Source organism: Pedobacter sp. G11, from assembly GCF_003860265.1.
GTDB lineage: Bacteria > Bacteroidota > Bacteroidia > Sphingobacteriales > Sphingobacteriaceae > Pedobacter > Pedobacter agri.
In genome coordinates, this window is sequence record NZ_CP034190.1 from 3572705 (window position 1) to 3598734 (window position 26030).

The 26030-nt window shown below is 41.4% G+C and carries 25 protein-coding genes; 11 read left to right on the top strand and 14 right to left on the bottom strand.

The window, feature by feature from the left end:
- Positions 1–2: 2 nt before the first annotated feature.
- From EA772_RS15475 to EA772_RS15490, 3 genes are all read left to right on the top strand, one after another.
- Positions 3–1259 carry a response regulator gene (locus EA772_RS15475; RefSeq protein ID WP_124913998.1) on the top strand — a complete coding sequence of 419 codons (1257 nt, stop codon included), beginning with the start codon at positions 3–5 and terminating at the stop codon, positions 1257–1259.
- A gap of 73 nt (positions 1260–1332) precedes the next feature.
- Positions 1333–2421: a toll/interleukin-1 receptor domain-containing protein gene (locus EA772_RS15480; RefSeq protein WP_124913999.1), complete on the top strand. Its 1089-nt coding sequence runs from the start codon at positions 1333–1335 to the stop codon at positions 2419–2421.
- Positions 2422–3222: 801 nt separating this feature from the next.
- Entirely contained in the window at positions 3223–3906 is a 684-nt protein-coding gene (locus EA772_RS15490; protein WP_124914001.1) for a hypothetical protein, read from the top strand.
- A gap of 347 nt (positions 3907–4253) precedes the next feature.
- On the opposite strand, the gene EA772_RS15495 is transcribed toward EA772_RS15490, so the two are convergent.
- The 4 genes from EA772_RS15495 to EA772_RS15510 form a co-directional block, all read right to left on the bottom strand.
- Positions 4254–4817 (bottom strand): hypothetical protein, encoded by a 564-nt coding sequence (locus EA772_RS15495; protein WP_124914002.1) that lies wholly within the window; start codon positions 4815–4817, stop codon positions 4254–4256.
- Positions 4807–5913 carry a sensor histidine kinase gene (locus tag EA772_RS15500; protein ID WP_168187572.1) on the bottom strand — a complete coding sequence of 369 codons (1107 nt, stop codon included), beginning with the start codon at positions 5911–5913 and terminating at the stop codon, positions 4807–4809. Before EA772_RS15500 ends, EA772_RS15495 begins: the two co-directional genes overlap by 11 nt.
- Before the next feature lie 238 nt (positions 5914–6151).
- Positions 6152–6883 (bottom strand): LytTR family DNA-binding domain-containing protein, encoded by a 732-nt coding sequence (locus EA772_RS15505; protein ID WP_124914004.1) that lies wholly within the window; start codon positions 6881–6883, stop codon positions 6152–6154.
- A 95-nt stretch (positions 6884–6978) separates the two neighbouring features.
- Entirely contained in the window at positions 6979–7242 is a 264-nt protein-coding gene (locus EA772_RS15510) for a helix-turn-helix domain-containing protein (RefSeq protein WP_124914005.1), read from the bottom strand.
- Between the two features lie 664 nt (positions 7243–7906).
- Between EA772_RS15510 and EA772_RS15515 the strand changes: the two genes are divergently transcribed.
- From EA772_RS15515 to EA772_RS15525, 3 genes are read left to right on the top strand one after another with little or no spacing between them, the layout of a single operon-like run.
- Positions 7907–8482, top strand: a complete 576-nt coding sequence (locus tag EA772_RS15515) for a TlpA disulfide reductase family protein (protein ID WP_124914006.1) — start codon at positions 7907–7909, stop codon at positions 8480–8482.
- Positions 8475–11744 carry a SusC/RagA family TonB-linked outer membrane protein gene (locus EA772_RS15520; protein WP_124914007.1) on the top strand — a complete coding sequence of 1090 codons (3270 nt, stop codon included), beginning with the start codon at positions 8475–8477 and terminating at the stop codon, positions 11742–11744. The genes EA772_RS15515 and EA772_RS15520 overlap by 8 nt, the downstream gene beginning before the upstream one ends.
- Positions 11745–11755: 11 nt before the next feature.
- Complete coding sequence (locus tag EA772_RS15525) at positions 11756–13117, top strand: RagB/SusD family nutrient uptake outer membrane protein (RefSeq protein WP_168187573.1); 1362 nt, start codon at positions 11756–11758, stop codon at positions 13115–13117.
- Positions 13118–13183: 66 nt separating this feature from the next.
- Here the strand turns inward: EA772_RS15525 and EA772_RS15530 are convergent, their stop codons facing one another.
- From EA772_RS15530 to EA772_RS15545, 4 genes are all read right to left on the bottom strand, one after another.
- Entirely contained in the window at positions 13184–13570 is a 387-nt protein-coding gene (locus EA772_RS15530) for a hypothetical protein (RefSeq protein ID WP_124914009.1), read from the bottom strand.
- 147 nt (positions 13571–13717) lie between these two features.
- A complete protein-coding gene (locus tag EA772_RS15535; protein ID WP_124914010.1) occupies positions 13718–14146 on the bottom strand; it encodes a MauE/DoxX family redox-associated membrane protein in 429 nt (142 codons plus the stop codon).
- 109 nt (positions 14147–14255) lie between these two features.
- A complete protein-coding gene (locus EA772_RS15540; protein ID WP_124914011.1) occupies positions 14256–14852 on the bottom strand; it encodes a hypothetical protein in 597 nt (198 codons plus the stop codon).
- 87 nt (positions 14853–14939) lie between these two features.
- Positions 14940–16058 carry a hypothetical protein gene (locus tag EA772_RS15545; RefSeq protein WP_124914012.1) on the bottom strand — a complete coding sequence of 373 codons (1119 nt, stop codon included), beginning with the start codon at positions 16056–16058 and terminating at the stop codon, positions 14940–14942.
- A gap of 293 nt (positions 16059–16351) precedes the next feature.
- Between EA772_RS15545 and EA772_RS15550 the strand changes: the two genes are divergently transcribed.
- Positions 16352–16627, top strand: coding sequence for an AlpA family transcriptional regulator (locus EA772_RS15550; protein WP_124914013.1), 276 nt, complete (start codon positions 16352–16354; stop codon positions 16625–16627).
- A 501-nt stretch (positions 16628–17128) separates the two neighbouring features.
- Positions 17129–17704, top strand: a complete 576-nt coding sequence (locus EA772_RS15560) for a hypothetical protein (protein ID WP_124914014.1) — start codon at positions 17129–17131, stop codon at positions 17702–17704.
- 618 nt (positions 17705–18322) lie between these two features.
- On the opposite strand, the gene EA772_RS15565 is transcribed toward EA772_RS15560, so the two are convergent.
- Genes EA772_RS15565 through EA772_RS22310 form a run of 3 tightly spaced genes read right to left on the bottom strand, consistent with a single transcriptional unit; the run spans position 18323 to position 20171 of the window.
- On the bottom strand, positions 18323–19057 hold the full coding sequence (locus EA772_RS15565; RefSeq protein ID WP_124914015.1) for a LytTR family DNA-binding domain-containing protein: 735 nt from the start codon (positions 19055–19057) through the stop codon (positions 18323–18325).
- Positions 19047–19595, bottom strand: a complete 549-nt coding sequence (locus EA772_RS15570) for a sensor histidine kinase (RefSeq protein ID WP_246833948.1) — start codon at positions 19593–19595, stop codon at positions 19047–19049. The genes EA772_RS15565 and EA772_RS15570 overlap by 11 nt, the downstream gene beginning before the upstream one ends.
- Entirely contained in the window at positions 19596–20171 is a 576-nt protein-coding gene (locus tag EA772_RS22310) for a hypothetical protein (protein ID WP_246833949.1), read from the bottom strand.
- 219 nt (positions 20172–20390) lie between these two features.
- Here EA772_RS22310 and EA772_RS15575 point away from each other — a divergent pair, with 219 nt between their 5' ends.
- Together EA772_RS15575 and EA772_RS15580 are read left to right on the top strand one after the other, a co-directional pair.
- The gene (locus EA772_RS15575; protein WP_124914016.1) at positions 20391–20861 is read left to right on the top strand and encodes a nuclear transport factor 2 family protein; all 471 of its coding nucleotides are present in this window, start codon (positions 20391–20393) and stop codon (positions 20859–20861) included.
- 41 nt (positions 20862–20902) lie between these two features.
- Positions 20903–21706, top strand: a complete 804-nt coding sequence (locus EA772_RS15580; RefSeq protein ID WP_124914017.1) for a hypothetical protein — start codon at positions 20903–20905, stop codon at positions 21704–21706.
- Positions 21707–21912: 206 nt separating this feature from the next.
- Here the strand turns inward: EA772_RS15580 and EA772_RS22315 are convergent, their stop codons facing one another.
- From EA772_RS22315 to EA772_RS22255, 3 genes are all read right to left on the bottom strand, one after another.
- Entirely contained in the window at positions 21913–22086 is a 174-nt protein-coding gene (locus EA772_RS22315) for a hypothetical protein (RefSeq protein ID WP_246833950.1), read from the bottom strand.
- Positions 22087–22226: 140 nt separating this feature from the next.
- Positions 22227–22388, bottom strand: coding sequence for a sigma factor (locus EA772_RS22320; protein WP_246833951.1), 162 nt, complete (start codon positions 22386–22388; stop codon positions 22227–22229).
- A gap of 100 nt (positions 22389–22488) precedes the next feature.
- Complete coding sequence (locus EA772_RS22255; protein ID WP_124914018.1) at positions 22489–22680, bottom strand: hypothetical protein; 192 nt, start codon at positions 22678–22680, stop codon at positions 22489–22491.
- Positions 22681–23074: 394 nt separating this feature from the next.
- Between EA772_RS22255 and EA772_RS15595 the strand changes: the two genes are divergently transcribed.
- On the top strand, positions 23075–26026 hold the full coding sequence (locus EA772_RS15595) for a TonB-dependent receptor (RefSeq protein ID WP_246833952.1): 2952 nt from the start codon (positions 23075–23077) through the stop codon (positions 26024–26026).
- Positions 26027–26030: the final 4 nt, after the last annotated feature.

The following is a 26030-nucleotide window of genomic DNA, read 5'->3' on the forward strand; positions in this document are numbered from 1 at the left end:
ATATGATTTCAATACTTATTGTTGATGATTCGCCTCTAAAAATAAGATACATAAAGGATGTACTTATCAAAATACCCTCTATTTCTGAAGAGGAAATAACGGTTGTAAATGATAGAAATTCCGCTAAACAAGCGCTTTTGGAATTTCAGTTTGATTTGATGGTGCTGGATATTAACCTACCAGAAAGATTTGGCGACCAACCCAATGAACAGGGAGGGGTAGATTTTTTAAAGGAGATAAATATGGACGAGGAGTTTTTAGTGCCATTTCATATCATTGGATTAACTGAATATCCTGATCTACTTCATGAACACGGTGCTGCATTTTCAAATTATCTCTGGCATTTGGTAGTTTATAACGAAAGTTATTCTGAATGGAAAGACCAGTTAACAAATTTCACTAAGTATCTTGTTAAGTCCCAGGCCGAATTAAAAGCGCCATCCAATAACCCATATGATTATGATTTAGCAGTGGTTACAGTGCTAAGTTTAGAACTTAAGTATGTAAGAGAACTACCTTGGAATTGGACTGAAGAAAAGTTTAAGAATGATGATAACTTTTATTACACTGGTTATTTTTTTAAAGGAAAGAGGAAGATAAAAGTTGTGGCAACATCTACAAACAACAGCATGGGAATGTGCGCTGCGGCTGCAATAAGCATGAAAGTAATTAACAGATATAGGCCTAAATATATTAGTATGGTTGGTATTTGTGCCGGAATTGAGGGTAAGGTGAATATCGGAGACCCAATTATTGCCGATAGGGTTTGGGATTATGGAAGTGGAAAACACGTTATTGAAAAAAATGATTCTAACGGGACGCAGGTATTTAAGCCATACATAAACCAGCTTCCGCTTGAAACTTCTTTAATGACCGCATTTACTAAGGTTATCGAAGATGATTTATTCGTAGCTGAAATTCAGAAAAAATCACAAAAGAAAAATTACCCTATGCTAAATGCAAAAATGGGACCATTTGCATCTGGTTCTGCAGTGATTGCGAATGAATCTATAGTAGAGTCAATAAAATCACAACATGGTCAACTTGTTGGTTTTGATATGGAATCTTATTCGATCTTTTATTCAGCAACGCATAGTATAAAGCCTAAGCCTATCCCATTTATGATTAAATCAATATCTGATTTCGGCGATTCGAATAAAAATAATCCCCATAAGGATGAGCATCAGGCTTATGCGGCGTTTACTAGTGCTAATTTTTTCTGCGAGTTTGCATCAAATTATATAGATTTTGACAACTAATTATGACTCAACAACATTTACCAATTGGGCTGTTTTACATAAGTTAAATATATTTGGCAACTAAATATTTTATATGAGTAATGAATACCCTAGTCCAAGAGTTTTTATTTCTTACGCCTGGGGAAATGACGCGATAAAGCAATGGGTGTTAGATTTTAGCACACATTTACGAAATACTGGAATTGATGTAACGCTTGATCAATGGTCGTTAATACCTGGCGATAGAACGGCTCTTTTTATGGAGGGAGCTGTCAGAGAAAATAATTTTGTCCTAATCATTGGTTCAGAAAAATACAAGGAAAAATCGGAATCCCGGATTGGTGGAGTTGGATACGAAGGTGATATCATGACTGCAGAAGTTCTGGAAAATGCCGATCAACGAAAATTTATTCCTTTAATACGTTCTGGAGATAGTAAAACAGCCATCCCTTCATGGCTTTCAGGAAAATATTATCTTGATTTTTCAGATGATTCTAAATACGAAGATAACTTCGATGAGCTTGTGCAAACCCTTTTAGGCATTCGAAATGTAGCACCACCATTGGGAAAAATCCCAGAGAAATACAGGATTGCAATGGAGAAAATGGATGCTATGAATGAACAGTCTACAGAAGAAAACATCACACTTCCCGTCGAAACAGTGCCATTAAGTATCAAGCCGGATTTAAATTACTATGGTCCGATACCAAAAATTGAAGCAGAACTTATCTGGCACAGGGGAGGCAGGGCACCGAAAGGTTATAGTGATAAAAATCCTACAAAGGTTGATGAAACAGGAAGACTGGTTGCCAGCATTGGAGCAGGTAGCAAACCGATCATTCACTGGCAATTGGATTGGCATTTTGACTTTGTAGTGCATAACAGTTCTAGTTTTCCCGCGGTCAATATCCTTATCAAATCTGTTGGTGTTGCGCATTTCCGATATTTGGAAAAATTACCCGAAGTGAATAATATTCAGCCTTTTCAAAATATTGCCCTCAAGGCGGATTATTTGCAAATGATAGAAAGTAACCATCAGGTAGCTGATGAAATTATGAAATTTAAAATTCCTCAAAAACTTGAAGGACTGGTATTAGAGATAAGTTATCAAAATGAGCAGCGTGAAGAATTTACAACGTTGGTAAAAGTTCAGAATAATAAATTGGTTAATTTAATTCAATAATAGACTTACAAAAATAATGCATTGCATCAATCGATGAATACAACCGACTCAAGACCGCTCCCATATTGGCTTTCATTGTTAGAACATTGGGTAATTAAGGAAAATAATTCAGGACTTACCATACCTTTTATAATAGGTGCAAACATGAATTTATTACTGGAGGAAAGCCAGATGAAAATGCTGCTGAAATGCTTTTTGAAGAAATTATGTCTTATAACAACTTTTCTTTAATTACGGGACTTGCTTATTGAAATACATTGTAAGCTTATATCTTGACTTTGGTTAATCAATCAGAAATTGAGGGCCACTTCTTTGCAGGTATAGATGGGAAGCCTTGCCTGGCCCTTCTCGATCAGGTTTTTGGTAATCAGGTGTCCTTTAACTGGATTACTTCGTTTATCAAAAATGAATATTCAGAAACAATCCTCAATGGATATTATTCGCGGTCTAAATCGAGCTTTGGAGGGTGGTAAACCTTTAATAATCAGCCAGATAAAAAAATCTTGGATGACAAATTTAAATGGCTAATACAATTAACTCGATACGAGAAAGCTCCAATAAAGAAATCACAATCTTCGAAAGACATTCATAAAAACATAGCTGAACTTAATAAACAGGTTAAGAACTTAGTTAAATATTTTGATGGCGGTGGCTCATTGGATATACCATCGCGTCCTGTTGAAAATTCCACTGCAATGTCATTAGGTTATTGGTTATCAAAAGGGTAACTAACCACCAAGGATTGCCGCCTTGTGTACCAGTGAAAATTTTTTATTTTTGCGGATAATTTTACCTAAAGTTATGATTACTACGCTCATCATTGCATTAATCGCTTTTGTCAATTCTGTCGCTGCTTATCATTTATCGGAAGTCTCATACAAAAAGATTAGCTATTATTCAGCCTTCTTTTTATTATTCATCGCCCTGGGGCTTGGCTTTAAGGCCTACTTAGAAGAGAATAATAAACCCTCGCTTACTGTAAATTCAGTAACACTTCCTAAAGATAAGGATACAAATCAATACTTATTGTGGTTGCAACTACAGAATAATGGTAGTTCTGCACTACAAGACGTGAGGGCTTCGCTATTTGATTTGGCCACTACTTTGGAAAAAGTAGAAGCCAGAAAAGAATCTACGGTCGATACTATAAAAGATGACAATCTATATCTGTCGCCGCAAAAAATATCAATTGGAACTATTCCTGGAAATAATGGAACTGAGATTTACAGAACTATTATTGATGGAGCCAAACTTCAAGAAAATAGGCTTTTCCAGATAGAGCTAAATTGGAATAATAGTGGTATGTTATATTCGTTTGAAATGGTCCAACGTAAAGGAACTTTGGAGTTGATTAATCCACAAGTTCGTGAAAAAAATAATAAGAATCCCTTGGATCCTCGAGATTTCTACCAATTTTATAATGCCGGAAAAACTACTGGAGAAGATGCTATGAAAGAGCAAAATATTGATTTTATAGTGAAATAGTTTTATTTACGTATTAAATTGACTCTAATTTACCAAAATAATAACCAATTCATAAATAAGATTTTTATAGCAGAATTATTTTTGTGAGACATATCTATATAATAACATACACATATCCATATAACAATGGTTTATGTGTAAGAAAAACCACTGGCACAGCAGCTAATTCTCTACTGCCAAAAAAATGTTTGGCGCTTTCAAGGGTGCGGTGATTGGCGTAGAAAGGCGGTTTATGTAGTCGGTTGCCTTTTCGAGGCTTAGCAAGCGGAAGTTGAGCAGTGGCCCCACTTTCTAAAGGTTCACATAAATTTTTCGTCCATTATCAGCAACTATCTTATTGGATATTCCTAAGTGATCTTTTTCTTATTATATAAATATTCTTTGCTACCATCGAGCTTAATAAGATCGGTATAATATTTATTGGTTTTACCCTTATAATTCTCAAATAGTTTTTTCCGCTTTGCTACTTCACCGGGGCTAAACATCCATCTTTCATCACCTGAAAACCGATAACAGAGTTCATGATAGATTTGAGCTCGAAGCAGAAGTGCTCTGAAATCTGTCATGTTTAGTTGAATTGCTTTTTCAATCATATCTTTTCCAACTGTGAGGTTTTCCAGGGTGCCTTTCGTTCGTTGAGCTGGCTCAGCCAACATTTGATTGTAACTGTAGTATAATAATGCCCTATAAAATAAGCTGGTAGTGTCGGAAGGATTTTGTTTTAGATTTTTTTCTAGGCTATCAGTGAGTTTATCGTATTTGTTTTTAGGAGGCACAATGAGCATGCCCGATTCAACCGTTCTCAGATCACCATTAAGGTCGAATTTTGTTTGAGGTAATTGTGCGTAAGAAACTTGGGATGAAGTTATAAGAATGATAAATAGGAGTATTGGGTAGGCTTTAACTTTCATAAGATAGTACGTTAGATGTTCGATGATTTAAATTCACATTTACATTTAGGACAAAAAATTCGCTCTTTATACCATAGTTGATTTCAACTCGGTCTTGATAGGCGATCAATAAGCGTTGTTCGATATTTCTTATTCCTTTATTTAAACTTGGAACAAGCTTCGTTTTATTTGGTAAGTTCTGTGATCGGATGGAAAGTAGTCCTTTATGTATCTGTATACTCAAAATAGCTGGATGGTAATGATCTCGGAAGTTTCCATGTTTGAAAATGTTTTCTGCAATGGTGATCAGAACTAAGGGAATGAAACTTATTTCTTTTACGTTTGGACCAACCTCAAAAATAAAGGCCAGTCTTTCATCATAACGGGTTTGGTGAAGCCTAATCAGGTTATGCACTTGTTCAATTTCTTCTTTTAATGGTAATTGGTCTGAACGGAATTCACAATTTACACTATAACGCATTACATCTGATAGGGTCATGATGGCCTCGGCCGCTTTGGGTGATGAAAGCAAGGTGTCGGTATAGATGAAATTTAAGGTATTGAAAAGCAGGTGTGGATTGATCTGAGCTTTTAAATAGGAATTGCGTGCCTGTACCAGTTGGACCTGCATTTCTTTTTCTGCGACCATACTTTCCCATTTTTCGGTTTTTGCTTGTTCTATTTGTCTGGTTTCTTCAAGATGTAGGAGGAATAAAAAATGAAATCCTGCAAAGGCCATAAATTGTAATGCCCTCCAAAGAACTCCAAAAATATAGCTTGGTTGCAGTCTGACTTTTTCGAGATTGTAAATGGTGATGTGCTCAAAATAGTTAGAATCGATATAATAATTTACAGCTAGATAGAGTACAAAAGTCAGACTTGCCAATAGTGGTAGTTTCCATAGCCATGATATTCCATTAGAGAAAACAATAGGATAGATTTTCAGGGAACAGAAATAAAATAGTACAATATTAACGAAATAATGTGTTGCATAACTGAGTGGGGTGCCAAATCTGCCTGTTGCCAAACCAACGATGAAAACTTCAGAGGGTATAAAAATTACCCAGGAGATGATGTGGATTTTGTAGGGATTGAGATATTTTCTTAAATACTTCATCACGGTAATGCTTTGGTTCATCCTTTGGGAATAATCCGCGGTGTAATAAGTTTCCTTAGGCTGTTTGCAAGCGCTAGTTTCATGATAATTATTATGAAAAAGCATCAGAGCAAGCTGAAGAAAAAAACAGTTTTTATCTTCAGAGCGGCTAAGGACCGACATCCCTTAAGTACTGACCCCACGACTAGTAGCTTGACCATTACGGTCACCAGCACGAGTGTTCAGTAGGGTATGATTTCTAAATCCGGCCGGTTAGAAACGTTTTACCTTTTAAAAATTTCAATAGTTCTGCTTTATAAGCATTTCCAATCTGTATATGTATGCCTTCCCCAAGATTTATGGTATTGCCTACAACCTTTTGAATCTTATTAAGGTTGATGACGTGTGAACGGTGTACCCTGCAAAAGAGGTCTCTTTTTAATATCTTTTCGATTTCCTTTAGCGTAAGATAGACCAATGTTCCTTTTTCATTGGTAACCATGTTGACGTAGTTTTTTGCGCTTTCGAAGTACAGGATTTCCTGCTTATTAATCCTGCTGAGCTTTCCCCTTTCTCCTGTCATGAAAAATGCCATATCGCTCCCTGGATGTGGAAATTTATCAAGTTCGTTTTCGATTACTGAAATGACAGTTTGGGTAAACTTTGTTTGTTTGATTGGTTTGATCAGGTAACGGTTTGCTCGTCCGTCAAATGCTTCTAGCGCATACTTATCATAGGCGCTGGTGAAGATAATGGAATTGGTTTTTCCGCGTATGTCAACTGCGAGATCAAGTCCTGAAATATTTGGCATTTCTACATCGAGAAAGATGATGTCGATGTCATCATCTTTGGTGATTTCGGACAGGGCGAGTAGGGGATCCTGGTAGGCTTTGTAAAGCTCAAGATTTGGCATTGAGCTGATGTAGTGTGTGAGAAGCGTAATGGCGTGTTTTTCATCGTCGATGATCACGCATCTGATCTTATGTTTCATAAGCCAAGGGTTTAGATGAATATTTAGTAGTTACATTGTTATCTTTTCTAATTAAGTTATAGTTAAATTAAAAGTGCGCCATCAATCTCTAAGTACTATTTAGGATAAATCCTATCTATTTCACCTGGTATTGGTTTATCAGGGAAGAAATCTTTTATTGAACATTCTAGGATTTCGGCAATTTTATTTAAGTGATTGAGATTATATTTATCTGGTGTCTTAGTACTCTCTACATTTCCGATAAATTTCCCACTTAAGCCCATTTCTAAAGAAAGTTGCTTTTGTCCAACATTTTTTAAAAGTCTGATTTCCCTAACTTTATCAATCACAAACTGTTCGATTTCAGATGCTTTACCCATTAAAACTAAGTAAAGAAATATGAAAAAAATCGATACCCTACTATAGTAGGGTTTAAAGTTTTTTAGTTATATTTGGAATATTAAATAGGTATTAATAAGAGTCTTGCGGTCGCATATTCTGACGCCGTGACGTAGGACAGCAGATTAATACCCATATCTATGTGTAGAAATAATATATTTGTATTTTTTCGAAATAGATGTGGGAACTGCTGTAATTCCGTGTCACTTAAGGCGTCAGAAACTTTATTGCACCACGGTTTGTAGTTCTCACATTTATTGAACTCATCCCTTCAAGACTCGTATAACCAATACGGGTATGAACAACAACAATTTAACATTCTTGATTAGTGAGAGTCATTACGGAAATGGCTGGTGTTGTGTTGTGCCTGGTTTTTTATCTGTTGTTTTATTTCCTTCCGCTGCTTTGTGCGCTTGTCCTTTCGACAGGATGTATGCGTTGAAGCCTAAAAATCCTGAATGATGTTTTATTTTATGGACCTGCAGGTGGTCAATCTTTTTTAAGTATTGGTTCTTGCTGCCTGTGGGTTTTTTGTTTTTGCTTTCTTTTTGTCTTCTGTATGGTATGGGTATGCTATTGGTATGATAGGTGTGCTTTATGGTGTACGGGGGGCTTTTGACCTAAACTAATCAACTAACTAAATCAATGAAAAAAACGATATTTTTTATCGCTGTGGCTGTGCTTTGCCTTTTTTTTAGGGTGAATGGACAGGTGGGCGGGGGGTCTGCTGTTTCGCGGCGGGCTTTGCTGATCGGGGACAGGGTTCCGGATCTGGTGTTTAATAATGTAATGAATTATAGGGGGCAGGTATTGCGCTTGTCTGATTTTAAGAGGAAGGCGGTGTTGCTGGATTTCTGGGCGACCTGGTGTGGTTCGTGTATTGCGCATTTGCCGGAGGTGATGGCTTTGCAGCGGAAGTATGGGGAGGGGTTGCAGGTAATTGCGGTGAATGGTTCGATGCGGGATTCCAGGGAGAAGGTGGAGGCTTTTGTGTTGAAGCAGGAGGGGACTGCTCGGGCTTTTGTGACGCCGGTAATTTATCAGGATACGGTGTTGCGGGATTTGTTTCCGAGGGAGGCGATTCCGCATTATGTATGGATTGGTCTGGATGGCAGGGTGAAGGCGATTACGGGAGCGTCTGCGGTGAAGGAGGAGAATGTGAAAAGGCTGGTGGCGGGATTAAGTTTGAATTTGCCGGTGAAGGGAGGGAAGGATGATTAGGATGTGTTTTTTGAGGTTTTTGATGCTGGTGTTGATTCTGTTGGGATTGTTTTGTTTGAAGGGAAGGGGGCAGACTGGTACAGGTGCGGTTGGGGGTTCTGGTGTGAGATCTGGCTCGGATCCGGTGCCGCTGAAAGGGAAGGTGTCGCTGGATGAGTTTTCGCCTTCGGTGCAGATACTGATCGGATCGAAGAGTGTGGGGACGATTACGGCGGGCAGTGATGGTTCTTTTTCTTTTTTGTTGAAGCGTTTTCCCGATACGGTGCGTTTCAGGGCTTTGGGTTACCATACGGTGACCCGTGTGTTCCGCCGGGCGGAGGAGGTACCGAAATTTCTGTCGGTGAAGATGGTGCCTGCGGTGCAGGAGCTGGAGGAGGTGTTGATCAATACGGGTTATCAGAAGCTGAAGTCGAATGAGGTGAATGGGGATGTGTCGGTGATTGATGAGAAGAAGCTGAGCGCGAGGACGGGCACGAATATCCTGGATAGGATTATCGGGCAAACTTCGGGTTTGATGCTGAATACGGAAAGGAACGTCACGACTGCGCAGGGTAAAACGAATCTTTCGGTGAGGGGATTGGGTACGATCAACGGGCCGCTGGATCCTTTGATTGTGCTGGATGGGTTTATTTATGAGGGGGATATCAATAATATCAATCCTTTTGATATTGAGAATGTGTCGATATTGAAGGATGCGGCGGCGGCGGCAATCTGGGGAGCTAGGGCTGGTAATGGGGTGATTGTGCTGACTTCGAAAAAGGCGAAGCTGAACAGTGCGCCGGTGATTTCTTTTAATGCGAATACGACGCTGAATGCTTTGCCGGATCTGAGCCGTCTGCCTTTTATGCCTTCGGCGGATTATGTTGAGCTGGAGCAGGTTTTGTTTGATAATGGGCAGTATAATAACCGGATTGCTACAAATCTTTCGCTGACGCCGGCGCTGGAGGTGATGCTGCTGCGCAGGCAGGGCAGGATTTCGGTGGAGGAGGCGAACCGGAGGTTGGATGTGTTGCATTCGACGGATGTGCGGGAGTCTTACCTGAAGGATTTTTATACCCATGCGCTGCTGCAGCAGTATGGGCTGAACCTTCGCGGGGGAACGGATAAACTGGCTTACAGTATTGCAGGGGCTTATGACCGCTCTTTAGGGGAAACTTTTGGAAAATCCAACCGGATCAATCTCCGTTTCAGTCAGGATTATAAGATCAGTGATAAGTTGACCATGGCGACTTCGTTTTCTTTATCGTCGAATGGGAACCGTTCGGGAAGGGCTTCGTATGGCACGCTGACCAGTGCAGCGAGAAAGCCTTCTTATCTGAGTTTTACGGATGATCAGGGGCGGGCGGTTGCGATGGCGCAGGCTTACAGTGCTGCCTTTCTGGATACGCTAGGCGGGGGCAGGTTACTGGACTGGAATTATTATCCTGCGGATAACCATCAATATACTTTTACCGAAAATAAAAGGCAGGAGATTTATGGGACGGCGAATCTGAGGTATAGGATTACGGGTTCGCTTTTGCTGGATCTGGGTTACCAGTTTCAGCAGCAGGGAACGGAGAACATCACGACCAATACGGTGGAGAGTTATTATGCAAGGATGATGATCAATAGTTTTTCGCAGTTGAACAGGGCGACGGGTGTGGTGACTTATAATGTGCCTTTGGGTGGGATCAGAGCGGTTGGTGAGGATAAGGTAAATTCTTCCACGGGAAGGGCGCAGCTGAACTTTGACAAAAGCTTTGGTGTGCATTCGATCAATGCGATTGCCGGTATGGAAGCACGTGATGTGGAGACTTTAGGATCAGCTGTAGTCAGGTATGGTTATAAGGCTGATCCGCTTCAATATGTGGACGCGAATTATGTAAGCCGCTTTTCGGACTTTATCACCGGGAACAGTGTGCAGATCCCTCCGGGAGGAAACCTGACGAATCTGCATTACCGCTTTATCAGTCTTTATGCCAATGCGGCTTATGCCTATAAGGGCAGGTACAGGGTGACGGCGAGTGTGCGCAGGGACGGATCGAATATTTTTGGGGCCAATACCAATGACAAATGGAAGCCGCTGGTTTCGGCGGGCTTGGGCTGGGATCTTTCCAGTGAAAGCTTTTATGACGTCAGCTGGCTTCCGGTATTGCGTTTAACGGGGACTTATGGGTACAGCGGGAATGTGGACCTAAGCAAAACTGCTGCTGCGGTAGGTGGCTATGGGACCAACCAGGTGACGGGTCTGCCGATGGTGAGGATCTCGGCGCTCAATAATCCCGAATTGAAATGGGAGCAGCTTTCTCAGGTGAATGTGAAGGTGGATTTTGCCTTGCGCAAGAATCTGCTGCGGGGAGCGATGTCTTTTTATGTGAAGAAGGGATCTGATCTTTACGGGCTTTCCAATTATGATTATACGGGATGGGGGGCTTTTTCTCAGATCACCAGGAATGTGGCGAAGATGAGCGGTAAGGGACTGGATGCGGAGGTCCATTTTGCCGGGCTTCGGTTTGGGAAGTTCAGGTGGTCTTCGGATGTTTATTACAGTTTCAATGAGAGCAAAACGACGGAATATTATTACGCTGCGGACAGGGGGCTAAGTGCGCAGCTGGGCGGGGGGACTTCGATCAGTCCGATTGTCGGAAAGCCGTTGTATGGCATCGTGGCTTATAAGTGGGGTGGTCTGGACGCGAAGGGAAATCCCCAGGGTTATCTTAACGGCGAACTCAGCACCAATTACACGGCGATTGCTAATGAAGGCAGCACGAGCAGTAACAATCTGGTGTATGTGGGGCCATCGAGTCCGACGCATTTCGGATCGTTCATCAATACTTTTTCTTTGGACAGGTTTGCGGTTTCTTTTAACCTGAGTTACCGCCTGGGGTATTTCCGGCAGAAGCGAAGCATGCACTACAGTTCCTTTGCGTCGGACGGGATAGGTCATCATGATTATGCGGACCGCTGGAGGGTGCCGGGCGATGAGCTCCGGACAAATGTTCCTTCGTTCATTTATCCGCTTAATCAGGCACGGGATGTTTTTTATTCGCTTTCGGAGGTAAATATGATCCGGGGAGATAACCTCAGGCTGGATTACGTGAATTTATCTTACAGTGTGAATGCCAGTACCTGGCGCTTTCCCTTCCGGACGCTGGATGTTTTCGCGAATGCCAGTAACCTGGGCATGTTATGGAAAGCCAATAAGTACAACATTGATCCTGATTATGTCAGTACGGTACCGCCATCTAAAGGGTTCACATTTGGGTTCAGGGGGAGTTTTTAATGTATATCAATATGAAAAATTTAAGATTAGTGATGATGCTGCTCGCTGTTTTGGGGCTTGGGGCATGTAAAAAGTTTTTAGAGGTTAAGCCTAACGCAAGGTTGGTGATTCCATCAACATTGGCGGATTTACAGGGATTGCTGGATGATCCGGACAGGATGAATTTTATGAAAACACCTACGCTTGGTGAATGTGTAGCGGATGACTTTTTCCTGCCGCCGGATATATTTGCCTCACGGGAGGAAACAGGGCGGGCAATTTATCTGTGGCAGCCATTTGAAAACCGTTTTGCCAATGACTGGTCGGCGGCTTATCAGCCCATTTACAATGCGAACTTGGTGTTGGAGCTGATTGAAAAAGTGCCCAGGGATGCACTGAATGCTACTGCCTGGGACAATGTGAAGGGATCTGCACTTTTTTTCAGGGCCTACTATTATGCGCTATTGACGATGAACTATGGCAAAGCCTATGATGTGAATCAGTCCAAAAGTGATCTGGGGGTGGTGTTGAGACTTGCTTCTGACTTTAATGTTAAAGCCACAAGGGCTACAGGGGAGCAGTGTTTCTCGCAGGTGATTTCGGATGCGGATCAGGCAGTAAGGTTACTGCCAAACTCCAGTGCGCAAACCACGCGTCCCAGCAAGGCAGCAGCTTACGGGCTTCTATCCAGAACCTATCTCTATATGCGGGACTATCAGAAGGCGATGGTCAATGCGGATGAATGCCTGAAAATCAAGTCTTCGCTTATGAATTTCAATAGTGATGCGGATATACTTGGACTGACGCTGAATATTCCTTTTAAAAGGTTTAATAAAGAAACTATTTTTTATACGGAGGGAACGACAAATTATGATATCAATTCTCCAACCCGGGCCCGTGTGGACTCGAATCTATATAGCAGTTATCATGTTAATGATTTAAGGCGGACGGGTTATTTCAGGTTGGTTTCAGGTTACCAGCAGTTTAAAGGGAGCTATGCCTCATCACCGACACTGCTGTTCAGTGGTCTGGCGGTGGATGAAATGTTATTGAACAGGGCAGAAGGGCGTGCCAAGACGGGTGATCTAACCGGGGCGATTGAGGATCTGAATGTATTGCTGCGGACCAGGTGGCGAAATACGGTTCCATATGTCCCTGTGGTGGCTTTGAATACTTTGGACGCCCTGGAAAAAGTGAGAACGGAACGGCGGAAAGAACTTTTGATGCGGCAGACCAGATTCACGGATATCAAAAGGCTGAATATGGAGGGTGCAAACATCACGGCTCGAAGGGCGGCTAATGGCAAGGTGTATGAACTGGCTCCTTATGCTCCGTATTATGCCTTGCCGATTCCTGTGGATATCATCCAGCTGACTGGAATTGAAAGTAATTAATGAGAGTAATTAAAATATAGGTTTAGTGATGAGCAAAGTGCAGGGCCGGATGGCCCTGCCTTTGTGTTATGGTCTTTCAGAATTGACGATCGTCATCGATTCATCGGCTGACCCGGTGATGTAATAGGTGGATCCATTGGGATCGGCAGTAAGTGCGGCACTATTGTTCAGCTCTCTTTTGCCGCCAACGGTTTGTACGAAGGCATCATCGATGGTGATGGAGCAGGCTTGTTGTTGTGCCGGTGAACAGGCATCTTCAGGCGCATCATCATTCCAGTTTTCGGGTTTTACCACTTCAGTGGAAGAAAAATCCGGGCCATGGTAGTAAAGTGTAACCGGTAAACGTTTAAAGTTTTTGACTACGTCTCCTTTGAAGGCGGACTGGGTGAATACAATGCTTAATCCAAATAGAAAGGCGAATACGCCGAAGCTGATTTTTTTTAAATTTTTCATGTTTAAGAATGCTTTTTGCACTGAAAAAGCAAGCGAAAAAGTTTAGTGAATAAAAAACGTGTTTGTGGTGCTTCGCACCGGTGTTGTTTTGCCAGCTGAAAAGCTGCTTTTCAGATTAGGCTGTTGATCATTTCTATATCTATTTATTTATTTATTTTCAGCCTCCTTTCTTTTCTGGTGAAACACTTGAACTGTCCAGGCATTAATGGAGAGAAAGATCAGATTAAAGACCAGGTGGCTTTTCCAACTTAGCATATTGAGTACACCGCCACAACTGCATGGCGCTTTGTTGTGGATACCGGTTAGGATGAAAATGATGTATAGCGTAAATAAGGTCAGCAGTATGACAGAGGTGTAGAGACCGTATCGGATGGTTCTGGGAATAGTCAATAGGATCGCGGCGAGGATCTCGATGGATGGTAAAAGCCAGGCCATGGTATTTTCGATTTTAAACGGGAAGTGCTGCAGGGTCAGTTGATGTTTAAAACTGTTGTATTCCAATAACTTGGATCCCGCTGCATATATCCAGAGAATAATTAATAAAGAAATGCCGGTTTGATAAAGTAGATTCTTCATGGACTTGTTTTATGAATCAAAGTTGTCGAGAAGATGTGTCGGTCAGGGTTCCTGGTGGGGTATAAGGAGCTGTTTTCGATCGATGCAACCTTCGGTTGAAGGAATTCATTTACGGCCTCCGGTCTTTTCTGGAAAAGTAATGGTGTTTTAAGGCGCTTAAGGTATGGCTATGAATGCCCAGGGATGCGGCAATATCCATGGAGGATGCCATTTGGAAGAGGTCTGGATGAATGCTGATGAGTTGCTTGAACCGTTCTTCTACACTAAGGTATCTGATATTGAATGCCAGATGGAACAGTGCGCTTTGTCGCGCCTGATGCAGCAATAGGTTAAATGTGATGAATTCTGGGAATAGTCGGTAGAGGTGATGGATGTGTTTTTCGGGAACTCCGGTGAGTTGGGTTTGGGACAGGCTTACGGTATTTATACTAAAATCCTCTTGATTGGTTTCCCGCGATCCGGTCAGAAAAGTGTTTTTGAGGTGTAGCGTAAGTAAGGATTGATCGGGTTCTTTACGGCTCTTGAGGGTGGTTTTGCATGTGCCATTTTCAATAAACAGGATTGGATACTGCTGTAAAAAGCTGTCTTCCAAATGATGGTTCGCTGGGATGTCTATGATGATTAGGGCAACGTTGAGATAGGCTTTCAATGCCGGACTTATCGGGCAGTAGCGCTCCATTTCGAGGTAAAGGTTTTCATTTTCCATGTTTTTTTCGGCAAAGAAAACCAAATTGTAATGCCGCGTAAAGTGGTAGATGTTACCACCTTGGCCCATGCTATGAAACAGATTCAGTTAATAAAGTTTTTGTGCCATCGCCAGCATTTTTGCCAGAAATTCACTCACTCTTCGAATGTCTTCGGGATGGTGAACATAATAGGCGTTACTGAAACTTTTTTCGGATATCTGTTCCGCTTCTTTGCTGCTCACATTGGCGACGATATATTGGTGAACGGTTTTGGCTTTTCTTTCGGTGATCACGCCGCATTCCACATTGAGAAAAATATAGAAAGCCAGTTGTCTTACCGACAGTCCTACTTTATAGCTGGAGTCGAGGATTCCCGAGTGGATGAGTTCGGTATTAAGAAAATCCAGATCCTTCAGGAAGTTGATTTCGGCATCTATCGCCTTTAAAAGTATGGATTTGAGATTTGGGTTCTGGAAGAAGAAATCCTTTTCCCGGAGTTCCATCAACTGATCAAGTTCTTTTCGGTAGAGAATGAGATCCCTGAACTGTTCTGCTGCACTAATGGCTTTTTGTTGTCTTTGATGAAGGGTGTCCAGATGGTAGGCATAAAGATCAGGGTGATTGTATCTCAAGGCAATCAGCAATAGGGCAATCTGGTTATTTAAAGCTGAGCCTTGACGGATAAGCGCCAAATGATCCAACAGCATTTTTTTAAATTCAATCTCCAAATAGGTGGGATGATGCGTTGGGTTGCTGATTAGAATGTTCTCCACAATTAACTTCAACTTCGGATCGATCGGAGGAGTTTCAAGTGTTTTAAGAAACGCTGTTTCGTGTATTCCGTATTGTTTCTGGTAATCTAAAAGGTATGATGAAGTCGCTTTTGTCTTGAGATTAAATTCATTTGGGTAATGATGATACATGTGGTCAATCAGCTCATCCATCGCGGTCTCAAATTGTTCCAAGATTTCTTTGCCTTGTTGGTTTTGCGGTGAAAACACCAACTGGTTTGCTTTCAGTTTGAACCGCTCAAAGCAGCTGAGCTGATAGTTAATATAATCTTTTAGTGGAATGTCCTGCAAAGGAACATAAGCGTCTATGCGCTGTTTGATCCGGAATAGTTCTCCGCTTAATTCACTTTCGATGTCAATGTCTGTGAGCTGGATCGCGATGCCCTGGTTAACCAGGTTCAGGATTTGGTCAAAATAATCGAGTTCGTAATTCATGATGTGATCATTTAGGGTTACGGTGGTTGTTACCCCTAAATTATAACCGAAAAACAAGATAATTAAAGTTATTACACCTGGGATAGTTGCGGGAGGATGAATGTCTGCTGGGGCTGGATGAATGCTTTTGGGAAGGTGGTTGTTGTTATCAATTGGAAGCGCCTTTTCTTGCGTTTTTTTACGGTGGCATTTTGTACCACCTTCGTTAAACTTGACTTTTTGGATGATGTTCGCTCATTTTGTTGTTCCGAATATTACAAGCTTTTATTGTTAATGCTAATCCTAAATAGACTATGAATAGACTTGATAAATTACTGGATGTTTTAGTGAAGATTTATGAGATTATTCAAATGATCTATACCATTAACTATGGAAAAGTTAATTTACCGGAGGATCAGTTGTTGTCCAGACAGGAGGTGAAGGATTATTTGGGAATCAGTGAAAGCACTTATAAAAGAAAGGTGAAAAATGGTCAGTTGCGTCCTTATAAATTTCCTGGCGGGGACCGCTTTTATAAAAGTGAATTGAGGGAGGAGTTGAAAGAGAGTAAAAGGCGGGGAAGGGTTTAGCATGCAGGAAAACCCTTTTTGCGGAATAGACTTGCAGCTAGTTTCGGGTCAGGAAGAGATAAAGAAGGCGGTCAGGCAGTTTATTGAATTTGCGTATGCTTAATCTGTTTATAAACTTATAATTAATTTAATCACACAAATAATCTTAAAGCCCTAAAAGTCATTTGCACGCGTCCCGGGTCATACCAGTTAGGTTGATAAATTGATTACTGTTTGTTTAGCAATAGGTATTAGTCTGCCGCTGTTATTTCCAAGCGTATTAGTAAAAACAGTCCTTGACGAATTATTTACACTTCTAAACAAACTAGTTTGAGAAGATTATTTTCAAATGCAACGGAGTAATTTTAATATCGTTTTTTTATAGGTAACTCGACAGGTTTTCTCAGTCCGACATTTTGTATTTTTCCCCTATTTTATACACAGGCGTGCATTTGTTAATTTTCGTCGAAGGTGAAAACAAAATCACCATTTTTGACATTGTAGACAAATAGGTTTACATCAATGGCCACTTCAGCAAATAGACATATTCAAAACCACAGAAGGCAGGAATCTACCATCTCCGTTAAAACTTTTTTAATTTCAATCGCTGTAAGTATTCTTGTCATTCTTTCACTTTGGGCATGGAAATCAATAGAACGGAAGTCCATCATTCAGAAAAGTCAAAGGCAGAGCCAGTTTTATAAAAACAAAATTTCTGCTAAGTTAGATGCTTCATTAAAAAACCAATTGCTGGTATTTAGCAAGCCATTGTTCTGGGCAATCCGCACTGAACTTTTGAAAGGGGATAGGAAAGCTGTAAATACTTATCTTAACCAGCTTATGACCATGGAGAATTTGCAGGAGGCATCCGTGATTGATAATTACGGAATAATCATAGCTTCAAGTAAAAAGTCAGAGATTGGACATCTGTATTCCACTTTTTATAATATTAGCTTCCTCTCAACAGATTCAGCGAGACTGAATATCCAAAGTGGTAATAGTTTTATTATCACTAGTCCAATTTATGGAAGGGACCGCAGATTGGCTATCCTGTCCATTCATTACCAGCTGGCAAATATAGATCAAGATTTCAAGTAATAACTTACAGCGTTAAGTATGTTGACTTTATCCTCCGGTTTTGCTCTTTTTTTGAAGTCAAGTCATATAAAGCTTTTTGAATAAACTCTACACCACATTTGCCACCTATTTCTCCGAAATTTGCCATTTTTACATAAGAAATTAGTAGAGAGGTACGTTCTGGTGTGGTCGGTTGGAGGGTCTAACCGCGCTAATGATGGCTTAAGCTTGGCAAGTCGGTCGACACCTTCTTTAGCTGATTTCGAGATTTCGCTAGCAGTGATCAACTTATTTCGGAAATCAAATTCAGTTTGTTCGGTCTAAAATGATCATCTCAACAGGTTGATTAGTGACATGATGGAGATAAGTCGGTTTCAATTTGATACTGGTCAATCCACAACGGAATCGTCTGGTCAAAGAAGCCGAAATTTACAACCATGTGCATCTTTTGTTTTTAATGCAGGCGACAGATCTAAAGTCAATTTTGAATGTACCATAGTTATCTTTTTGCCTGTGTATTAGGTCTGTTTTAACTGTTATTTCTACTATTATCCATTTATTTATTTAACAGGGGAATAAACTATGGCAAGCCAAATCACATTAGATTCCGTTGATGATTGAAACTGGCTTTTTAATAAATCACCTATTTACACCCTTTAAGGCCGCGAGAACCTGCATTTGGTATTTGGCGCCAATCGGTATTTCGCGGGCTGAAATATAAACTTCATCTGGCGTATAAGAATCTATCTTATCAGAAGCCACCAGGTAAGACCGGTGCACCCTTAGAAAAGCAGCTGCGGGGAGCATGGCTTCAATTGAGGCCATTGTAAATTTGGTGATCACCGTGCCCCTGGTCGTATGGATTTTGACATAATCCTTTAAACTCTCCACGTACTGAATATCATCTAACTGGACTTTAATCATTTTACGATCCGCACGAAAGTAAAGGAATGCAGGGCTGGAAAAATCCGCTGTACCTGTTTTCACTGGTGCCTGCTGCGCAGAATCCTGATCAGGCAAAGCTTTCATCACCGCTTTTAAAAACCGCTCGAAACTTACCGGTTTAAGCAGGTAGTCTGTGACCTCCAGTTCAAAAGCTTTAACCGCGTATTGCCCGAAAGCGGTGGTTAATATGATCTTTGGCGGATTGATGAGTGCGCCTATCAGCTCCAACCCGCTCAGTTGCGGCATCTGGATATCAAGAAACAGGATATCGATGTGCTCGGACTTTAGCCTTGCAGCCGCCTGTAGGGCATTGCTGCATTCACCTGCCAGGTGCAACATGGGAAGCTGGGCAATGTAGCGTTTCAGAACTGCCCTTGCCGGGGGTTCATCATCCACAATCAGGCAATTGTAATTTACATTATTCTCCATGATCAGATAGCTTAACTTCCAGGTCAACAATATACATTTCCCCCATATCACTGATTTTTAGCGCATGCAGTCCGGGGTAGAGGAGCTCAAGCCGCTTGCGGACGTTTTCAATTCCGATGCCCGGCATTCCTTTTTTAAGCTGTCCGGGCTTTCCATTAATGAGTTTCATTGTTAGCCAGTCAACATTCATCGAAACATCGATGCTTATCCAGGGCCGCTCAGTCAGCTGACTAGCCCCATGCTTGAAAGCATTTTCAGCAAAAGGTAAAAGGATCAGGGGGGCTATGCGGTAGCCACCGCCGCTTGGCAACTGAAGGGAAATATCGAGACCCTCCCCATAGCGCGCGGATTCGAGCTGAATATAATCTCGGATCATTTTAAGTTCCTGATCAAGCGGAACCAATGGCTTATTGCAATCATATAAGATATAACGCAATAGCTCGGAGAGTCCTATGACCATAGCCGATGCTTTCGGGGAAACTTCCTGCGTGAAAGCATATATATTATTTAGGGTATTAAAGAGGAAATGGGGGTGCAACTATGCTTTCAACATCTGAAGTTCTGCGTTCGCCTTTTCCTTCTCTAATCGCAGTGCAGCTTCCTGCTTTTGATAGAAACACTTCATTAGCTTAATTGCCGCGGCAACCCCGCCTACGGTGATACTACCCCGAAGACCTGCCAGCATAGCTGTGCCCAGCTGGATGTAAAAGGCTGGATGCCGCTCAGTAGCAATCCGTTGCGATAAGCCCGCTCCATTTCTATGGCGCAGGTAATCCACCAGACTCATCGACAAAGCAGCGGACAAGGCGGAAGTGAGCACCATTAGCAATATCGAGCTTAATACCGCCCAAAGATAATCCCCTGGAATCACCTGCCTGGGGATAACCCAATACATCAGCGTGTAGGCCAGGAACATGCTCGGAATCAGGAAAATTAGCGTTTCGGGCAGCGTAATTAAAATCCGGTTAAGGAAAGCCTGATGTTGGAGCACCGGGGAAGGTGAAAAGGAGTATAACAGCAGCTGAAAAATAAACCATGCGGACCAAAAACTCAGGTGCCGGGCAAGGCGCCAGCCTCCCTCACGCGCGAAAAGAAAAGGAAGTTGCTGCATCATGGATCTGATTTCAGCTCTAATATACAAATCAATTCCCTGCTAATCCCATTCGCTGCCGGATATTCGACCAAGCCGGGTATCACGTCTATCAAAGCATTTTATCGACGACGAAATCATTCCATAGACCAGAAATGATTGTGTGTCTTTCCCCGGAGTAACTTAGGCTACTTTTTATTCCATCAATATTCCATGCCTTTACCTTTAAACAAAAAATCAACCATGAAAACAGTTTTGCTATTCACGTTTTTGTCATTCTTTTATCTTCATGTCACCGCCCAGATGGATACGACAAGCTATCCCAAAGAACGGGCAGAAATCAGGCAAGTTTTGCGAAGCCAAAAACCGGGAGTGACAACAGACTGTAGCGACATGATAGCTGTGGGACCAAAAGGGGATATCTCTTTTTCTCGCCAGCAATGGTTAGCCGTGCAGCAAAAAGAAAAGCTTACCTTCAAGTCCGTCAGGCCAGTTCCGGGTAATGAATACATCCGTATCTATGAGGGCAACATCGCCGTGGTGAACCTGCTGATTAAAGTAAACCTCTTGGTCAACGGCCAGGACATCAGCATCAAAGTCCGCCGGCTGGAAGTCTACCACAAACGCTTGGGCAACTGGTGCCGGGTGGCGGGACAGGGTACCCAGGTAGATGAAGGGCTTTTTCCTATTGATGCCGGCAACAGACCCCAATAACCAAGGCCATGAAATAGATAATATACCAATCGCTAAAAGTAATGATTGTGCTTATTTTATCGAGTAGTACTGCATGTAAAAAAGATCAATCTCAGCTGGATCCGGATAAAGACAGCAAAGGCACATACAGTTTTTCCAATACCGAGTACACGGGCCTGGCCAACGTAGGCAACCACTATTTCCCAAGGCCCCTGTCACTGCGCTTCGGTGCAGCAGATGAAGTCACCGCCTGGTCGCACCTCACTTTAAGCGTTTGGAGAAGGGGAGATGTTAAGGGAAAAATAACCAAAGTAGAACAGCAGCCTCAGGGGCAAACCAAGATCACCATAATGTTTGAGCTTCCAGGGGATGAACAGTTTAACTCACCTCAGGTTTATATCATTTCTGCCGAGAAAAAAAGCATTACCGGCGGCAGCACGCCAATCATTTCCATGGTGGATATGAAGCTTTTTCCAATAAATGCCCCCAGCATTGTTGGCCTATGGGCGCAGCCCGGGCATCCTGACTGGTTCCCCGACGTCAACGCAATAACTTTTGAAAAAGCCGGGACCACTACATACAACCAGGGCGGCAAACCGGTTTATTTTGTTTATGATGACAAGATTTTATATAGACAAAGCTATAAACAGGACGGCTCATGCATCAGGTTCTTTGGTGTTAACCCGGTCGTCACGCCCAATATGCACACCTATATCCCTTATTATGGCGTGCTTTCCAGCGATGGCACAATCCTGTATGTAGATGCCTATGACTTCCAGGGCCCAAGAATCACCACCTCATTAAGCACCATTCCATGGAATGGACCAAGAGGCGTTACCCCATGGCTCATCAGGCAACCGAATTGAAGCCGGTAGGCCTAGCTGGATCAGTTTATGCTGGGATATTTGGATATGTTTGATATAAAGGATTTGGGTAGCTTTGACGATATCATTTCGGAATTTTAAATCAGTATCTTTTGGTAAAAACCAATCACCTCCAGCAGATTAATAAATAATAAGTTAATGGATAAGTGATGTCTTATCCTATGCTTGTCAGTCCGGCATGGAATCACCTAGCTAACGAATCCTAAATCTTCAGTTAGGGAGCTTCTATAATTACTTTGTTCTATTTTTATAAATTGTGAAGCGGTATTTAGTATTTCCCTAACTGGGCGTATGCTCGTTTTGATAGTTTCCAATGGAATTTGAAGTTCGTTTGCTATCTCCTCATATTGATAACCCTCCATATATCTCGTAAATGGGATGGAATATGCAGTAGGTAAGGCTTTTAAAACCTTCGTAATGTCCCCGACAAAAAATGAACCTATAGCACCATTACTTTGCGAAGTGGTTAATAAGTTTCCCGATGAGATTTCTTCCTCCTGTGTTATGATCTCGTTTTTTTTCGATTTTTCCTGTAGTCGTTAATGAAAGTATTTTTCAGGATGACAAACAACCAACCCCTTAAATTCGTGCCTTGTTCGTAATTATAAAAAAATCGAATGGCCTTGACTATGGTATCTTGGAAAAGATCATTGGCATCTTTCAAATCATTAGTAACTTTAAAGCGTAGTTCTTCACTGCATGCGCATGTGCATAAATCTGCAGTTTACAATCGTTTGCATTCATAAGTTTTTCATATGGGCCAATCAGAGATCCCAGGCATTGATATTTATGGTTGTTCTAGTTTTTTTTCGCGCAGTTTTAATGTCTTTAAAATTCCCCGAAATAGAGCTTCTTTCCTTATGGATAGGTGCTTGTTTTTTTTTCTCCTGATCATAGCCATATAATTTTTGTTTTCTAAAACATCCTGAATGAGCAATAAATAGCTTATCCTTCATTAGCTATCTTAATTTCGAAAAATTCTGCTAAAAGCCTTTAATTGTACAAAAGCAAACCATTTCCGTACAAAAACAGCCCCTCTTAATTTTGATTTGCGCTTAGTTTTGTATCAACCAAATATAATGCAGCACATGAGAATTAATCAGCAAAACAAACAGCTGGAAGTTGAGTCCGTCGGTGTTCCAGCCGAGAGAAGAAATTACGACTACTCGTATCTCTCTCCTTTTTCATAAAAATAAATAATCAAATACATGTATATCAAAGCAAAATATGAGCAGCGAAGTTTACATCCGTCGTGATTTACTGGCGCAGTAAATAAATAATCATCGTAATACTAACCATTTATAAACTTGTATGATAATAAAAATACACAAAATGCTCAAAAGCAGTCTCATGGCTGTTGTCCTGCTTCTCTTTGCAGTAAACATGGGTTATGCACAGGATCTTATTTCAATTAAGGGAAAGGTAACCGATAATAAAGGCGAGGTACTGGTAGGCGTATCGGTCAAAGTAAAAGGGAGCAATACCGGAACATCGACAGATAAAAATGGAGATTATACGTTACAGGCAGCGCCAGCGGCCATTTTAGTATTCTCTTATGTTGGGTTTGATAGCCAGGAAATAAAAGCGGATTCCAAAACAATCAACGTAAAGTTAAGTGGAGATAAACAGCTGGACGAGGTTGTAGTGGTGGGCTATGGAACGGCCAAGAAAAAAGACCTTACCGGCGGCTTAGCAGTGGTTGGAAAAGAGCAAATTAATATGGTGTCTACGCCAAATTTAATGGATCGTTTGGTAGGGCAGGTAGCCGGTTTCAGTATTACCTCAGGTAATGCAGCACCTGGAGCCAATCAAACCTTACTTATCCGTGGAGAAAACTCGCTGTCTGCTAGTAACAACCCGTTAATTATTCTAGACGGAATTCCTTATAGCGGATCTTTGGCAGATCTAGATCCCAACAATATTGAAAACTTAACAGTGTTAAAGGATGCTTCAGCCGTAGCGATTTACGGATCGAGAGGGTCGAATGGAGTTATCTTAATCCAAACCAAAAGAGGGCAGCTAGGCAAGGCCAGTGTTTCTTACCGTGGGCAGTTAGGGATGGCTGAGCCAATGCAGCGTATTGATGTAATGGGTCCGAATGAATATATCCGCTTTCAGCAGGACATTGGTCGATTGAGGCAGGGTTATACCGGCTATCTTTTAGATCCTATTGCCGGCGACATCATTAGTGTAACAGAGCGGGGCAATTATCAGCAAGGAATTACCCACGATTGGCAAGATTACATTTTTAGAAAAGCGATGACCATGGATCATCAATTAAGCATTTCTGGTGGAACGGAAAGTACTAAATACATTGCCTCACTATCGGCACTGGATCAGGATGGTGTAGTATACAATTCCACATTATCACGTTTAAATATGACTGCTAATTTAGACCAAACTTTTAATAAGTGGTTGACTATTGGTGTAGGCATGCAATTTACACAAAGAAGTGATGGTGGGATCCAACCAAATATTGAGCATGCCATCAAGCAAAGCCCTTACGGTAGTTATCGAGACGCCGCAGGGAATTATGTACCCGAGCCGATGGAGTATTCATTAATTGCCAATCCAATGAGGAATGTAAATGCAATCCAGGATCGGTTGAACAGAAATTTCTTTTTATCGGGTTATGCCGATATCGTACTACCTGTTAAAGGATTATCGGCAAGATCTAATTTTGGATATAATTATAGAAGTGGGTTCAATGGAACTTACTATGGCAGAAATACTTTTGATGGAAGAGAGCAGGCAGGTTTAGTGGGTGGCCGTGCTTCTGTTAGCAATTCTCACTATCATGATTACACCTGGGAAAACTTGTTAAAGTACGAAAAGCAAATTGGTGATCATAAATTTGACGTGACAGGTTTATTCAGTATGCAGGCTGATCGCCTTGTAAATTCCAATCAAAGTGGTGAAGGTTTTGTAACTGATGATACCGAGTATTTCATGATGGGCACCGCTGCCCGTAATATTGTTATTGGCTCAAGTAAGGAAGATAAGGCATTACTTTCCTATATGGGACGCTTAAATTATGCTTATAAAGGGAAATATTTGCTCACGTTTACCGGACGTAGCGACGGTGCTTCTGTTTTTGCAAGAAACAATAAATACGCATTTTTTCCAGGTGGCGCATTGGCCTGGAATATTGGTGAGGAAGATTTCCTGAAAGATAATATAAAATGGCTGGATTTCTTGAAATTACGTGTTTCTTATGGCGCAAACGGAAACCAGGCCATAATTCCTTATCAGTCCTTGGACCGTTTATACTCCAATGTAAAATATATTTGGGGTGATAACGGTGTTCCTGTGAATACCGCCTATTTAGCCGGTGATGGTATCGGTAATCCAAATCTGAAATGGGAAACCACTTATTCTACTAACCTGGGTTTAGATTTCCAGTTATTAAAGAATAGAATAGCCGGTACGATTGATGGGTATGTATCAAATACCAAAGATTTATTGATGACCCGTACAGTGCCAATTATGAATGGTTACAGCCGTATTTATGATAACATTGGCTCAACCAGAAATAAAGGTATTGAAGTAACGCTAAATACAAAAAATATAGACGAAAAAGATTTTAAGTGGAGTTCTACAGCAGTATTCTCATTGAATCGTGATAAAATCGTAGAGCTGAGGGGTGATGGAAAAGATGACATCAATAACAACTGGTTTATCGGAAAACCACTGCGTGTATTTTATGATTTTAACATGATTGGAATTTGGCAAAGTGGTGAAAACTACAGTATGCAGCCAGGAGCTGCTGCCGGCGCTGCCCGATTAGAAGATGTAAATGGTGATGGTATCATCAATACTTCTGATAGAAAAGTAATTGGTTCGAAAAATCCGAGATATACCGCTTCATTAGCCAATCGCTTAAGCTACAAGAATTTTTACGCTTCGGCATTGGTGACAGGCGTGTTTGGCGTTTGGCGTGATGACCACATGGCTAACCTTGGTTCCTGGACTTTCGGAATCACCAACTATGTTCACGGTGCCAACTACTGGACACCTGAAAACCCGAATGCAACTATTGTTTCCCCAGGTTACCTCAATACGCAAGGACATGGTTTCTATAAAAAAGTAAACTATGTTCAGGTGCGGAACATCACCTTGGGTTATCGGGTTCCTCAAAATATCACAGGAAAACTAGGCTTAAGTGGTATTGATGTCAATGCAAGTGTAAATAATTTACATACCTTCTCTAATATCAGACAGGTACTCAATTACGATAACTCATGGATGGCTTCTTTCCCGACGGCACGTTCCTACATGTTTGGCCTAAACGTAAATTTCTAATTTA

Bases quoted from the DNA above. Each gene is read 5' to 3' on its own strand.
- EA772_RS15475 (WP_124913998.1), top strand. From the start codon at position 3: ATGATTTCAATACTTATTGTTGATGATTCGCCTCTAAAAATAAGATAC.
- EA772_RS15480 (WP_124913999.1), top strand. From the start codon at position 1,333: ATGAGTAATGAATACCCTAGTCCAAGAGTTTTTATTTCTTACGCCTGG.
- EA772_RS15490 (WP_124914001.1), top strand. From the start codon at position 3,223: ATGATTACTACGCTCATCATTGCATTAATCGCTTTTGTCAATTCTGTC.
- EA772_RS15495 (WP_124914002.1), bottom strand. From the start codon at position 4,817: ATGAAAGTTAAAGCCTACCCAATACTCCTATTTATCATTCTTATAACT.
- EA772_RS15500 (WP_168187572.1), bottom strand. From the start codon at position 5,913: ATGAAGTATTTAAGAAAATATCTCAATCCCTACAAAATCCACATCATC.
- EA772_RS15505 (WP_124914004.1), bottom strand. From the start codon at position 6,883: ATGAAACATAAGATCAGATGCGTGATCATCGACGATGAAAAACACGCC.
- EA772_RS15510 (WP_124914005.1), bottom strand. From the start codon at position 7,242: ATGGGTAAAGCATCTGAAATCGAACAGTTTGTGATTGATAAAGTTAGG.
- EA772_RS15515 (WP_124914006.1), top strand. From the start codon at position 7,907: ATGAAAAAAACGATATTTTTTATCGCTGTGGCTGTGCTTTGCCTTTTT.
- EA772_RS15520 (WP_124914007.1), top strand. From the start codon at position 8,475: ATGATTAGGATGTGTTTTTTGAGGTTTTTGATGCTGGTGTTGATTCTG.
- EA772_RS15525 (WP_168187573.1), top strand. From the start codon at position 11,756: ATGAAAAATTTAAGATTAGTGATGATGCTGCTCGCTGTTTTGGGGCTT.
- EA772_RS15530 (WP_124914009.1), bottom strand. From the start codon at position 13,570: ATGAAAAATTTAAAAAAAATCAGCTTCGGCGTATTCGCCTTTCTATTT.
- EA772_RS15535 (WP_124914010.1), bottom strand. From the start codon at position 14,146: ATGAAGAATCTACTTTATCAAACCGGCATTTCTTTATTAATTATTCTC.
- EA772_RS15540 (WP_124914011.1), bottom strand. From the start codon at position 14,852: ATGGAAAATGAAAACCTTTACCTCGAAATGGAGCGCTACTGCCCGATA.
- EA772_RS15545 (WP_124914012.1), bottom strand. From the start codon at position 16,058: ATGAATTACGAACTCGATTATTTTGACCAAATCCTGAACCTGGTTAAC.
- EA772_RS15550 (WP_124914013.1), top strand. From the start codon at position 16,352: ATGAATAGACTTGATAAATTACTGGATGTTTTAGTGAAGATTTATGAG.
- EA772_RS15560 (WP_124914014.1), top strand. From the start codon at position 17,129: ATGGCCACTTCAGCAAATAGACATATTCAAAACCACAGAAGGCAGGAA.
- EA772_RS15565 (WP_124914015.1), bottom strand. From the start codon at position 19,057: ATGGAGAATAATGTAAATTACAATTGCCTGATTGTGGATGATGAACCC.
- EA772_RS22310 (WP_246833949.1), bottom strand. From the start codon at position 20,171: ATGATGCAGCAACTTCCTTTTCTTTTCGCGCGTGAGGGAGGCTGGCGC.
- EA772_RS15575 (WP_124914016.1), top strand. From the start codon at position 20,391: ATGAAAACAGTTTTGCTATTCACGTTTTTGTCATTCTTTTATCTTCAT.
- EA772_RS15580 (WP_124914017.1), top strand. From the start codon at position 20,903: ATGATTGTGCTTATTTTATCGAGTAGTACTGCATGTAAAAAAGATCAA.
- EA772_RS22315 (WP_246833950.1), bottom strand. From the start codon at position 22,086: ATGGAGGGTTATCAATATGAGGAGATAGCAAACGAACTTCAAATTCCA.
- EA772_RS22255 (WP_124914018.1), bottom strand. From the start codon at position 22,680: ATGAAGGATAAGCTATTTATTGCTCATTCAGGATGTTTTAGAAAACAA.
- EA772_RS15595 (WP_246833952.1), top strand. From the start codon at position 23,075: ATGGCTGTTGTCCTGCTTCTCTTTGCAGTAAACATGGGTTATGCACAG.